The sequence below is a fragment of the Nonomuraea turcica genome (genome assembly GCF_030718205.1).
Taxonomy (GTDB): Bacteria; Actinomycetota; Actinomycetes; order Streptosporangiales; family Streptosporangiaceae; genus Nonomuraea.
In genome coordinates, this window is the sequence record NZ_JAUZQF010000001.1 from 899,294 (window position 1) to 910,703 (window position 11,410).

At 69.9% G+C, this 11,410-nt stretch carries 13 protein-coding genes; 9 read left to right on the top strand and 4 right to left on the bottom strand.

Features of this window, described 5'->3' with window-relative positions; translation table 11 throughout:
• Positions 1-74: 74 nt before the first annotated feature.
• Positions 75-1,604, top strand: a complete 1,530-nt coding sequence (locus Q9G87_RS04795; RefSeq protein WP_305914926.1) for an FAD-dependent monooxygenase — start codon at positions 75-77, stop codon at positions 1,602-1,604.
• Between the two features lie 239 nt (positions 1,605-1,843).
• On the opposite strand, the gene Q9G87_RS04800 is transcribed toward Q9G87_RS04795, so the two are convergent.
• Together Q9G87_RS04800 and Q9G87_RS04805 are read right to left on the bottom strand one after the other, a co-directional pair.
• Positions 1,844-2,857 carry a LacI family DNA-binding transcriptional regulator gene (locus Q9G87_RS04800; RefSeq protein ID WP_305914927.1) on the bottom strand — a complete coding sequence of 338 codons (1,014 nt, stop codon included), beginning with the start codon at positions 2,855-2,857 and terminating at the stop codon, positions 1,844-1,846.
• Positions 2,850-3,473, bottom strand: a complete 624-nt coding sequence (locus Q9G87_RS04805; protein ID WP_305914928.1) for an HAD family hydrolase — start codon at positions 3,471-3,473, stop codon at positions 2,850-2,852. Before Q9G87_RS04805 ends, Q9G87_RS04800 begins: the two co-directional genes overlap by 8 nt.
• 337 nt (positions 3,474-3,810) lie before the next feature.
• Here Q9G87_RS04805 and Q9G87_RS04810 point away from each other — a divergent pair, with 337 nt between their 5' ends.
• The 7 genes from Q9G87_RS04810 to Q9G87_RS04840 all read left to right on the top strand — a co-directional run bounded on the left by Q9G87_RS04810 (position 3,811) and on the right by Q9G87_RS04840 (position 9,827).
• The gene (locus Q9G87_RS04810) at positions 3,811-4,650 is read left to right on the top strand and encodes a carbohydrate ABC transporter permease (protein ID WP_305914929.1); all 840 of its coding nucleotides are present in this window, start codon (positions 3,811-3,813) and stop codon (positions 4,648-4,650) included.
• The gene (locus tag Q9G87_RS04815) at positions 4,647-5,468 is read left to right on the top strand and encodes a carbohydrate ABC transporter permease (RefSeq protein WP_305914930.1); all 822 of its coding nucleotides are present in this window, start codon (positions 4,647-4,649) and stop codon (positions 5,466-5,468) included. Before Q9G87_RS04810 ends, Q9G87_RS04815 begins: the two co-directional genes overlap by 4 nt.
• 69 nt (positions 5,469-5,537) lie before the next feature.
• On the top strand, positions 5,538-6,917 hold the full coding sequence (locus Q9G87_RS04820) for an extracellular solute-binding protein (protein ID WP_305914931.1): 1,380 nt from the start codon (positions 5,538-5,540) through the stop codon (positions 6,915-6,917).
• Positions 6,914-7,558, top strand: coding sequence for a 2'-5' RNA ligase family protein (locus tag Q9G87_RS04825; RefSeq protein ID WP_305914932.1), 645 nt, complete (start codon positions 6,914-6,916; stop codon positions 7,556-7,558). The genes Q9G87_RS04820 and Q9G87_RS04825 overlap by 4 nt, the downstream gene beginning before the upstream one ends.
• 140 nt (positions 7,559-7,698) lie before the next feature.
• Positions 7,699-8,223: a sigma-70 family RNA polymerase sigma factor gene (locus Q9G87_RS04830; protein ID WP_442942042.1), complete on the top strand. Its 525-nt coding sequence runs from the start codon at positions 7,699-7,701 to the stop codon at positions 8,221-8,223.
• A 40-nt stretch (positions 8,224-8,263) separates the two neighbouring features.
• Positions 8,264-8,959: an anti-sigma factor family protein gene (locus Q9G87_RS04835; RefSeq protein ID WP_305914933.1), complete on the top strand. Its 696-nt coding sequence runs from the start codon at positions 8,264-8,266 to the stop codon at positions 8,957-8,959.
• Positions 8,960-8,966: 7 nt separating this feature from the next.
• A complete protein-coding gene (locus Q9G87_RS04840) occupies positions 8,967-9,827 on the top strand; it encodes a PHP domain-containing protein (protein WP_305914934.1) in 861 nt (286 codons plus the stop codon).
• A 39-nt stretch (positions 9,828-9,866) separates the two neighbouring features.
• On the opposite strand, the gene Q9G87_RS04845 is transcribed toward Q9G87_RS04840, so the two are convergent.
• On the bottom strand, positions 9,867-10,478 hold the full coding sequence (locus tag Q9G87_RS04845; protein ID WP_305914935.1) for a dienelactone hydrolase family protein: 612 nt from the start codon (positions 10,476-10,478) through the stop codon (positions 9,867-9,869).
• A 60-nt stretch (positions 10,479-10,538) separates the two neighbouring features.
• On the opposite strand from Q9G87_RS04845, the gene Q9G87_RS04850 reads away from it, so the two are divergent.
• Entirely contained in the window at positions 10,539-11,060 is a 522-nt protein-coding gene (locus tag Q9G87_RS04850; protein WP_305914936.1) for an SET domain-containing protein, read from the top strand.
• Here the strand turns inward: Q9G87_RS04850 and Q9G87_RS04855 are convergent.
• Positions 11,038-11,400 carry a hypothetical protein gene (locus Q9G87_RS04855; protein ID WP_305914937.1) on the bottom strand — a complete coding sequence of 121 codons (363 nt, stop codon included), beginning with the start codon at positions 11,398-11,400 and terminating at the stop codon, positions 11,038-11,040. The genes Q9G87_RS04850 and Q9G87_RS04855 overlap by 23 nt on opposite strands.
• Positions 11,401-11,410 lie beyond the last annotated feature (10 nt).

An 11,410-nucleotide genomic window follows, 5' to 3' on the forward strand; every position in this document is an offset into this window, starting at 1 on the left:
CTCAAACCCACGCAAACGTTGCCGGCGATCGGGCCGTGCGCGGACGCGACGAAAACCCGCGAGAGGAGCGGATTATGACGGACGCCGATGTGATCATTGTGGGTGCCGGTCCGGCCGGCCTGATGCTGGCCGCTGAACTGCGCCTGGCCGGAGTGCGGCCGCTGGTGCTGGAGCGGCAGCCGCGGCGCCGCGACACCCCGAAGGCGGGTGGTCTCGGCGGGCAGATCCTGGAGCTGCTGCGCTATCGAGGCTTGCTGGAGCGCTTCGAAGCAGCCTGCACCGGCCCTGCCCCGGCTCCCCGGTTCCCGTTCGGCGGTGTGCATCTGGACTTCACCCAGCTGGCGGATCCCCCGCTGCACGCCCTGCCGCTCCCGCAACCACGGCTTGAGCAGCTGCTCGACGAACGCGCCGGCGAACTCGGCGTCGAAATCCGCCGCGGCCACCAGGTGGTCGGGGTGAGCCAGGACGATGCCGCGGTGAGCGTGGACGTGCGCGGCCCGGACGGGCCGTACCGGATCAGCGCCCGCTACCTTGTGGGCTGTGACGGCGCGCGCAGCCGGGTCCGTGACTGGGCCGGCATTGCGTTTCCCGGCACCACCTATCCGGAGGTCAACCGGCTGGCTCAGGTCACCCTGCCCGAGACGGTGACCATCCGCGGCAACGGCGATCTCGACGTCCCCGGCTTCGGCACGATCCGCGCGGGTTTCACCCGGACGGATCAGGGTCTCTTCGGCGTCGGCGCCTCGCCCGACTCCCAGGTGGTCTCGCTCTACACCATTGAGGACGAGAGCACCGAATACGACGACGACACCCCGATGACCGTGTCCGAACTCCAGGACAGCCTGCGCCGGGTGCTCGGCGTGCAGCTGCCCGTGGGAGAGGCGATGCGGCTGTCGCGGTTCACCTTCAAGGCCAGGCAGGCCGAACGCTACCGCCACGGGCGGATCCTGCTGGCCGGTGATGCGGCGCACCTGTTCCCCGCCACCGGTGTGGCCATCAACGCCGGCATGCTGGATGCGGTCAACCTGGCCTGGAAGCTGGCCGCCGACCTCCACGGCTGGGCGCCGGTCGGCCTGCTGGACACCTACCACGACGAACGCCACCTCGCCGGCGCCCGCACCATGCTGCACACCCGAGCCCAGGTGGCACTGCGGCGCGGGCACGATGCGGCCGCCGAAGCGCTGCGGGAGGTCTTCCAGGAACTGCTCGCCGACGAACAACCGCTGCGCCGCATGGGAGCCCTGGTCGCCGGCACCGACATCCGCTACCCGATGCCCGGCTCCCACCACCACCCGCTGGCCGGCACCTTCGCCCCCGACCTCACCCTGCACACCGACCAGGGCATGACCAGCGTCGCGGAGCTCCTGCACAGCGCACGGCCCATCTTCCTCGACCTCGCCGACCGCCCAGAACTGCGCGAGACCGCCCGCGATTGGGGGCAGCGTGTGGACATCCACACCGCCAAAACCGATCACCGGCCGGCCGACGCCCTGCTGATCCGCCCGGACGCCCACATCGCCTGGGCCGCGACCATCGACGAACCCGCCGACACCGCCGCGCCCGCGCTGCGACAAGCACTCTCCGGCTGGTTCGGCACACCCTGAACAGACGATTCAAGGACCCGCCGGTGCCGCCAGCTCGCCCCACAAGATCGCCACCGACGGCTCCATCGCCCCGGCCTCCGCGACCGGCCTGATCGGGCACGTGCTCGCCGGTCACCGGCACATCCAGCGGGCAATAGCTCGATCGATATTCGCGTACGGTCGCGGCCGGTGCGGTCGCGACCGTACGCATGACGGCTCGCTCGCGGAATGGTTGGATCACGTTCGCCGGCTTTCGCCTTTCAACGGGCGGGAGGTGCCGTGGTACGACCTGCCACCAGCGAGCCGGACACCGCCTGATGGTGATCCGGCGGTGTCTCGCCATCCAACAGGCGAACCAGGGCATCAACGGCACGGCTGCCGATGAGATCGATCGGCTGGCGCCAATGGGTCAATCCAATGAGGGATGTCGTAAGGTCACCGATGCCGTCGTAACCGGTAACCGACAGATCCCCGGGTACAGCGACATTGCGGAGGTGGAGTTGCTCCATCAGAGCCACCGCGTGGCGGTCGCTCGGCGCCATCACGGCGGTGATCTCCGGATGCCGGAGGATCTCCGTCGCCCACCTGCCGGCCGCGTCGCGAAGCGGACCGTCGATCTCCAGGACACGTGCGCCACGCTGCCGCAGCCGCTTCACCATGGCCGCTGTCCGCGGCGCCATCGTTATCGAGTCACTCGCCAGCACCTTGATCACAGCGACATGTCTGTGTCCCAGCTCGACGAGGTGATCGGCGAGCGCCGCGCCACCCTCCTCCTCGTCGCAGAACACGCTCGTGATGCTCTCGTGGGTCTCCGGACGCCCGGCGACGACCGTGGGCAGCCGCTCGGCGAACGGTACGATCTGCGCGGCCGGCAGGGCTCCACTGCCTACGATCAGCGCCTCGACCTGCAGCATCATCAACCCCTCCAGGGCGCGGCGCTCATCGGCGACGGCGAAGCGGCCGGATCCGGTCGCGGTCACCACCCGGTATCCGTGAAAGGCGGCGCGCTCCTGCATAGCGGTGAGCAGGTATCCGTAGAAGGGGGTTGAGGCGTCGCGCACGAACGCCCCGAGGGTGTAGGTGCGGTGGGCCACCATGGCGCGCGCGACCGCGTTGACGACGTAGCCGATCTCCTCGGCCGCGCTGAGCACCCGCTGCCGGGTCTCCTCCTTGACGCTGCCACGGCCGGAGAAGACTCGTGAGACCACCGACTTGGATACGCCCGCCCGGTTGGCCACGTCGATGATCGTCGGGTTTCGGGACCGCTCAACCATGGATTACCCCTTCACGGGCGAGCACCTCGAGCGCCTCGCCACAGCTGGTCCACACGTGTGCCCGCCAGCCGTGCGTGCGGGCCGCGGCAACGTTGCCGGGTCGATCGTCGAAGAACACGACGCCCGATGGCTGGGGACGCAACGCCGCGTCGGCAATTTTGTAGATCATCGCATCAGGTTTCAAGACCCCGACATCCGACGAGAAGATCAGCTTGTGGAAACAGGCACTCCAGGGCGACGCGCGCACCGCCGTCGCAAGTGACGCCGGCGCGTTGGACAGAACGGCGAGAGTCACTCCCCGGCCTGCCAATTCGGTGAGCAGGCTCCTCGTGTCGGCGGCGAGCGTCGCCCAGCTCGCGACGTCGACCTGGTCAAGGCGTTCGACGAGCCGGACGTCTATCGAGCGCCCCACCGCTTCGGACACACAGCCCCAGTAATCGTCGGCAGTGCCGCCGGCATCGTAGGCGTCTCGGTATGCCCAGTATGGGTCGGCCAGGATCTCCTCCGAAACGCCTAGCACCTCGGCGACGGCAGTGATCGCCGGGCTGGAAGGGGCCAGCACGCCGCCGAGGTCGAAGACAACCAACAACGAGCCTACGGATTGAGAACGTTCCACATACGGATCCTATCGCTCTGGCGCCTTCTGCTGTCCAGGGCCCGGTCCTCGGCGCTGTTTCCCGATGGCGCTTCGAGCGGCCGCGGCAGTCGGGGCTCGGGCCGTCAGGCCTACGTTTTGGCCGGTGAGGAGCGGTTCGGGTCGTGGTCCACCATACCCGCCCGTACGCCAGGCTGTGGCTTGCGACGGTGTTGTCGTCCCCTACACCTGGGCGCGTGATCCGGGTTTCTGTGCCGGTTGACCCCTTCCCATATCGGGGCAAACATGGGAACGTGTCCCCGTGATTGGGAACGTTCCCTCGCGTCGCCGACGCGGGTTTCGCCTGGCCGGACCCCTGATGGTCCTGCCCTGCGTAGTCCTCCTGGCCGTCTTCGCGTACTGGCCCCTCGTGCGCGGCGCGTTTCTGAGCATGCACGGCACCGACCTGTTGGGTAATCCCACCCGCTTCATCGGCGCCGGCAACTACATCGAACTGGTGACCGACCCCGCTCTGCGACGGGCTCTGCTGACCACCGGCGTCATCACCACACTCAGCGTGATCCTTGCCATAGCCGGGGCCTTGGCGGCGGCCCTGCCCCTGCGCCGGGCCGCCCGCCGCCCGCGGGCGGTGTTGTCGGTGCTGCTTTCGTTGCCCTTCGCCTACTCCGCCTCGGCGGCGTCCGCGGTCTTCGCCGGCTTGTTCGCCCCCGCCGTCGGGACGATCAACCAGGTGCTGGCCACGGTCGGCCTGCACGGACCGGGGTGGCTGGAGTCTCCTGCCTGGGCTGTCGCCAGCGTCTCGATCGCGACGGCGTGGTACGAGTTCGGGTTCGCGTTCCTGGTGGTGCTGGCGGCGCTGACGCAGGTGGATCAGGGGATCATCGAGGCGGCGGCACTCGACGGCGCCTCGGAGTTGCGTACGGCCTGGTCGGTGATCATCCCGGTCATCCGGCCCAGTCTGATCTTCCTGGTCGTGACCCAGACGATCAGCGGTCTGCAGGTGTTCACCCAGGTCCAGGTCCTCACCCGGGGTGGGCCCGCAGGTGCGACGTCAACGATGGTGTACGAGCTGTACCAGCGAGCCTTCGGTGAGGCACTGCCCCGCCTGGGTTCTGCTTCGACGCTTGCGCTGGCCCTGCTGGCACTCGTCCTCGCGGTCACCGCGGCGCAGTTCTTCGTCGTGCGGAGGTCGGCATGAGACGCGTACGGGCCGGTTCGGTCGTGCGTTGGTTGTGGCTCGCCGGGATTGGTGTGGTCATCGCCTTCCCCGTCTACGTCACCGTGGTGACCGCGCTGCTGCCGCAGAGCGACGTCGCCGCGGGCCGGCTCATCCCCGTGCCGACGCGGTTGACGTTGGACAACCTGAGCGAGGCGCTGCGGAGTGCCCCGCTGGCCCGGCAGTACGCCGTCAGCGTCGCGGTCATGGTGCTCCAGTCGTCGGCGCAGCTGATCACCGCGGCGTTGGCCGCGTACGCCTTGGTGTTCCCCCGCTGGCGCGGCCGCGCGGTCGTCTTCGCCATCGTGCTCGCGACGCTGGCCATTCCGGGAGAAAGCCTCGTCATCCCGAACTTCGAACTCGCCACGGCGCTCGGGCTACGCGACACCCTGCTCGGCGTCGTCGTCCCGTACCTGGCGGCCGGGTATGCCGTCTTCCTGCTGCGACAGGCGTTCCTCGCCCTGCCGAGAGAGGCGTGGGAGGCCGCTCGGCTGGACGGCTGCGGCGACCTGCGGGCGCTGCTGCATGTTGTGCTGCCCATGGCACGCCCGCAGCTCGTCACGGCGGCCATGTGGTGCGCCCTGTCGGCTTGGAACGGGTACTTCTGGCCGCTCCTGATCACGGACTCGCCTGACCGGCGCACCATTCAGGTCGGCCTGGCCCAACTCGTCGTCGAGGAAGCCACCACGCCGGCCGTCATCTACGCCGGCACGCTGCTCGTCATCCTGCCGACCCTCCTGCTCGTCCTGTTCGGCCAGCGCTTCCTGATCGGTGGACTGGCCAACCGGGTCACCGCCTGACCGGCCCGAGACCCCTCCTTGATTACCATGTCCGACGCATCCATCATCATGAGGAAAGAAGAGTCAGTGATGTCTGTACGACCGCGCCTCGCCGGCGCGCTCCTCGTCATGGCGACCATGGTCGCTGCCTGCGGCAGCCCAGCCGACCAGTCAGCCGGGTCCACGTCAGCGCCGGGACCGGCGGCGCTGAACGGGGCGTCCGGGCCGGTGAGCGTGACGCTCTGGCACGGGATGGGTGGCGCCGCAGGCGAGGCGCTCCAGGCCGAGATCGACGCCTTCAACACGGCCAACAAGGGCAAAATCGAGGCGAAGGCGGCGTTCCAGGGCAGCTACGCCGACGCCATCGCCAAATACACCTCCGCCATCCGCGACAAGAGCACGCCCAGCATCATGGTGTCCAACGACATCACCACAGGATTCCTCCGCGACGCCGGCCAGACCGTGCCGGCCGAGGCGATGGCGGCGGCCAACCCGGGCGACCTCGACCTCGGCCAACTGCGGCCGGCGGCGCGCAATTACTACACCGCCGAGGGAAAGCTGCTCGCCGTGCCGCTCGCCACCTCGATGCCGCTGCTGTACGTCAACGACGCCCTGCTGTCCCGCGCAGGCGTGGATCCGTCAACGCTCGGCACGCTCGACGGCGTCGCGGCAGCCGCGCGGAAGGTCTCCTCCGAGGTGCCTGACGTCAAGGGAATCGTCCAGCCCTTCGACGGCTGGTGGTTCGAGCAGCTCACCGCCGCATCAGGCGCGCTCTACTGCACTCCGTCCAACGGCCGGGCGGCCGGCGGAGCCACCGCCGCTTCGCTGACGAGCGAGCCGCAGCGACGGGCGATCGGCACCATGGCGAAGCTGTACACCGACGGGGCGGGGCTCGACGTCGGCGCTGACGGCAACGCCGCGGTGAAGGCGTTCAGCGGCGGCAAGGTCGCCATGATGTTCAACTCGAGCGGCGCCATCGGCGGTCTCAACGACATCGGCATGAAGGGGTACAGCGCGCTGCCGTACCCTCTGTCGGGCGACCGGGCGAGCTCCGGCGCCCTGATCGGCGGGGCGGCCATGTGGGTGAGCCGGGTCGGGCACACCGACGCCGAGGTGGTGGCGAGCTGGAAGCTCGTCAGCCATCTGGCCTCGGCGGCCGTACAGGAGCGGTTCGCGCAGGCGACCGGGTACGCCCCCATCAACACCGCGGTCGACACCTCGTCCTCTTGGCAGGCGTTCCTCACGAAGAATCCCGGCTCTGCCGTGCTGGCCAAGCAGTTCGCCGAGACAGCCGCCATCCCGGCCACCTCGGGCTGCCTGTCCGGTGCGATGCCGGGCATCCGCGCCGTCGTGGTCCCGGAAATGCAGCAGGCTTTCAGCGGAGCAAAGTCGGTGGACGACGCGTTGACGGCGGCGCAGAACGCCGCCACCGCCAAGATCAGCGACTACCGCAAGCAGGCCGGGCTATGACACAACGTTTCGCCCGCGCCACGGGTGACCCGTACCGCTACGGTGTCTACCTGCGCCCTGACCCCGTCACCTGCGCGGCGGTGACCGCGGTCACCGGGCAACTGCGCGCCCAGTACGGCTTCGTCTCCGCAGGAGCCTTCCCGCCGCACGCCACACTCGTCGGCAGCCGGCACATCACCGCGCCCGTGGACATCATCAAGGATGCGGTGACCGAGGGGCTCTCCGGCATTCGTGCGTTCACGGTGTACAACGCCGGTATCCGCCGGCAGGGAGTCGGCCTCGTCTACGACGTGCACCACCTCGCCGACGCCACGACGCCGAACCAGGCGTTCGTGGAACTCGCCGCCGCTGTGGACAAGGCCATCGTGCCTCTGATGACCCCGGCGCCGAACCCGGACGAACACCGTTTCGACCCGGCGACCTTTCAGGCCCACCTGTCGCTCGCGTCGCACGACCTGTACGAACGGCCCGATCTACGACAGGAGGTCGAGGAGTACGCGCGAGGGCTCCGCGTCGACCACCCGGACCGCTTCTCCGGCAACACGGTGAGCCTCTACCGCACCCACAGCGACGACTGGACCGGCCGCTGGTGGCACACCCTCACCTGGGAACACCTCCACACCTGGCAACTGCCGGGGTGAGCCCGATTTGCCGTTTGAATCTGGCTGTGTGACCAGAGAAGCAAAGTGCATGGTCGCCGCCCTCGCCGCTGGCTACAGTAAGAATCCCCATATCGGCGCGATATTTCACGATATCGGCAGTGCGAGGAGCCCGTCCCGCCGTGAATCGCCGCGTAACCGATGAAGCCATGGTCCGAGCCCTCTACCGCGAATACGGCGCCTCCCTGATGGCCTTCGCCATCCGGCTGACGGGGGGCGATCGGCGCTGGGCCGAGGACGTCGTGCAGGAGACCCTGGTCCGCGCCTGGCGCAACCTTCACGACCTCCGTACCGACTCGGGCTCGCTCATGCCCTGGCTGGCGACCGTCGCGCGCCGCGTCGTCATCGACGACCGCCGCCGAACCGGGACGCGCCCCCTGGACACCGTCGAGGAGATCCCCGAACGGGTCCAGCCCGTGGCCGCCGAGGACGAGCGCTTGTTACGCGAGATCGTCGTGACCGACGCGATGCTCTCGTTGTCCCCGGCCCATCGGCAGGTCCTCACGGAGACGTTCCTGCTCGACCGCTCGATGCAGGAGGCGGCGGAGGCGATCGGCGTGCCCGTGGGCACGGTGAAGTCCCGCGTGTACTACGCCATGCGTGCCTTGCGCGTCGCATTGGAGGAAAGGGGGGTGATGTTGCCGTGACGGAGGCGCGTCACCATGAGGAAAGGGGGGTGGTGCGACCATGACCGAGGTGCATCACGAAGACGTGGCCGCGTACGCGCTCGGCCTGCTCGACGAGCACGAGCGGGCCGCGTTCGAACGCCATCTGGCCGGCTGCGCCACCTGCGCCGGCGAGGTGGGGGCGTTCGCCGAGATGGGGCAGCTGATCAGGGGCGTGCACCCGGACGATCTGCTGCCGAGTCCGCCGGATCCGCAAGTCGAGTCCCTTCTGGTACGCCGCGCCGCCGCGGAACGCCGGCGCCGCCGCTTCCATCGCACGATCATGGCCGCCGCCGCGTGTGTCCTGATCGCGGCCGGCGTCTTCCTGGCCGTCAACTCTGTCGTCGGCGGCCCCAACCCCGACAGCATCCACGGTCCGGCCCGTGAGCTTCTCATGACCGGCAGCACCTACTCCGCCACCGACCGAGCCACCGGCACCACCGCCGTCGTCGGCCTGGAGGACAAGGGCTGGGGCACCCACGTCGCGCTGGAGCTCAAGGGCGTCAAGGGCCCGCTGCAGTGCCGCCTGCTCGCGGTCGGCGACGACGGCCGCTCCGAGGTCGTGGCCAGCTGGCGCGTTCCCGACAAGGGGTACGGCGTGCCCGGCTCCCCCGACCCCCTGGTGTTGCACGGCGGCACCAGCCTCCCGGAGGACGACCTCAACCACTTCACGATCGAGACCTTCGACGGCCGGACGCTGGCCACGGTCGCGGTGTAATGCCCGTATGCGCATCGACCTCCACAGCCACAGCAGTGACTCGGACGGCACGCAGCCCCCGGCCGACGTGGTGCGCCGGGCCCGCGAGCGGGGCCTCGACGTGCTCGCGCTGACCGACCACGACACCGTGGCCGGGCACCGCGCGGCGATCGAGGCGCTGCCTGCCGGGCTGACGTTCGTGCCGGGCATGGAGCTGTCGTGCCGCCGCGCCGGGCAGAGCATCCACCTGCTCGCATACCTGTTCGACCCGCTGGAGCCGGACTTGGCGGCCGAGTGCGTACGTATCAGGGAGGCCCGCGAGCTGCGCGGGCAGGAGACAGTGGAGCGGCTGGTGGAGCTGGGCGTGCCGGTCACCTGGGAGCAGGTGTCCGCGGTGGCCGCGGGTAGCCCGGTGGGGCGGCCGCACATCGCCCAGGCCATGGTCGCCGCCGGGGTGATCGCCGCGCCGGAGCTGGCGTTCACGCCGGAGTGGATCGGGACGGGCGGCCGCGCGTACGTCTCCCGTTACGCGCTGGACCCCGAGAGCGCGGTCCGCCTGGTACGCGCCGCAGGCGGGGTCCCGGTGCTGGCCCATCCGAAGGCGGCCAAGCGCGGCACGGTCGTGCCCGACGAGTGGATCGCCGAGTTGGCGAGGGCCGGGCTGTTCGGGATCGAGGCTGATCATCAGGACCACGAAGCGCCCGCCCGGGCCCACGTACGGAGACTGGCGGGGGAGCTGGGGCTGGCGGTGACCGGCTCGAGCGACGACCACGGCGAGCTGACCGGCCACCGGCTGGGCTGCGAGACGACGGCGCCGGAGGTCTACGAACGCCTGGTGGCCGAGGCGACGGGCGCGACGCCCGTCACGTCACCTCACTCCGGCTTCTGAGGCTCAGCCGGGCTTCTGAGGCTTAGACCGGCTTGAGACTCACTCCGGCTTCTGAGGCGCGGCGAAATGGGTGCTGAACCAGTCGCGGGCGTGCCCGGCCACCGCCTCCAGCGCCCCCGGCTCCTCGAACAGGTGGGTGGCGCCGGGCACGACGGTCAGCCGGCTCTCGGCCCGCAGGCGCTGCTGCGCCTCCTCGTTCAGCTCCACCACCACCGGGTCCCTGCCGCCCACGATGAGCAGCGTCGGCGCCCGTACGGCGGCCAGCCGCGGCCCGGCCAGGTCGGGACGCCCGCCACGCGAGACGATCGCGGCGATCGAATTGTCCGGCTCGGCGGCCGCCCACAGCGCCGCGGCGGCCCCGGTGCTCGCGCCGAAATACCCGACCGGCAGCCCCGCCGCCTCCGGCTGCTCCCGCACCCAGCTCGTCCGCTCCAGCAACCGCTCGGCCAGCAGCCCGATGTCGAACACGTTCGCCCGATCGGACTCCTCCTCCTCCGGCGTGAGCAGATCGAACAGCAGGGTGCCCAGCCCCGCCTGGTTGAGCGCGCCGGCCACGTAACGGTTGCGCGGGCTGAACCGGCTGCTCCCGCTGCCGTGCACGAACACCACGACCCCCTGAGCGGCATCAGGAATGATCAGATCGCCGGCCACGTGACACACCTCCCCACTGCCGTGCCGCTACCCCCGTAAGCCCAGATCTACCCTGGCCATATGCGCGTGGAACCGGAGCCCGACTGCTGGTCGCACCCGCACCTCGAGGTCAGGTCCTCACCCATCGCGGGCGACGGCCTGTTCGCCACCGCCGCGATCCCGGCCGGGACCGTCGTGTCGCGACTCGGCGGGCGGTTGGTCACGTGGCGCGAGCTGCAAGACCTGTTCGCCGACCCCGCAGTCCCGTATGTCGACACCATCGCGGCGCACGGCGACCTCCATCTGGTCCTGCCGCCGGGCCGGCCGATCGGCAAGAGCAACCACAGCTGCGACCCGAACCTGTGGTGGACCGGCCCGTACACCCTGGCCGCGCGCCGCGACCTCCGCCCGGGCGAGGAGGTCACGAACGACTACGCCACCAGCACCGTCGCACCCGAGTTCGCCATGGCGTGCCGGTGCGGCACGGCGCTCTGCCGGGGCCTGATCACCGGTGCCGACTGGCGGCGCGCCGATCTCCAGCGGCGATATGGCGACCACTGGACGCCGGCCCTGCTCGCACTCAGCCGAGCACCAGAGCCGTGACGAACTGCAGCACGTGCCAGGCCACGTAGGCGCCGGCCGACCAGAACGCCCACTCCTTGCTCCGCTGGATCCTGGACACCCAGCGAAGCCCGGCCACCGGCTCCTCCGGCGTCCGGACGGTTCTGGCCGCGAGGAGCGCGGACGCCAGCCAGGTGAGCGCCGAGGCGGCGACCAACCCGTACGACAGCCCGCGCAGAATGTCGCCGGGCGCCTCGTCGAAGGGCAGTTGCCGGGTCCAGAAGGCCACCACGCCGACGAGCAGCGCGACGGTGATCCGTCTGTCCTTGCGAGCCTGTCGCTTGAGCCACTTCAGATCTCGCCGTACTTGACTCTTGAGCATCCGGATCACC

What these genes read in the sequence shown, in the direction of transcription:
- Q9G87_RS04815 (WP_305914930.1), top strand. Translation starts at nt 4,647, where the DNA reads ATGAGACGCGTACGGGCCGGTTCGGTCGTGCGTTGGTTGTGGCTCGCC.
- Q9G87_RS04825 (WP_305914932.1), top strand. Translation starts at nt 6,914, where the DNA reads ATGACACAACGTTTCGCCCGCGCCACGGGTGACCCGTACCGCTACGGT.
- Q9G87_RS04810 (WP_305914929.1), top strand. Translation starts at nt 3,811, where the DNA reads ATGGTCCTGCCCTGCGTAGTCCTCCTGGCCGTCTTCGCGTACTGGCCC.
- Q9G87_RS04800 (WP_305914927.1), bottom strand. Translation starts at nt 2,857, where the DNA reads ATGGTTGAGCGGTCCCGAAACCCGACGATCATCGACGTGGCCAACCGG.
- Q9G87_RS04795 (WP_305914926.1), top strand. Translation starts at nt 75, where the DNA reads ATGACGGACGCCGATGTGATCATTGTGGGTGCCGGTCCGGCCGGCCTG.
- Q9G87_RS04820 (WP_305914931.1), top strand. Translation starts at nt 5,538, where the DNA reads ATGTCTGTACGACCGCGCCTCGCCGGCGCGCTCCTCGTCATGGCGACC.
- Q9G87_RS04840 (WP_305914934.1), top strand. Translation starts at nt 8,967, where the DNA reads ATGCGCATCGACCTCCACAGCCACAGCAGTGACTCGGACGGCACGCAG.
- Q9G87_RS04850 (WP_305914936.1), top strand. Translation starts at nt 10,539, where the DNA reads ATGCGCGTGGAACCGGAGCCCGACTGCTGGTCGCACCCGCACCTCGAG.
- Q9G87_RS04855 (WP_305914937.1), bottom strand. Translation starts at nt 11,400, where the DNA reads ATGCTCAAGAGTCAAGTACGGCGAGATCTGAAGTGGCTCAAGCGACAG.
- Q9G87_RS04835 (WP_305914933.1), top strand. Translation starts at nt 8,264, where the DNA reads ATGACCGAGGTGCATCACGAAGACGTGGCCGCGTACGCGCTCGGCCTG.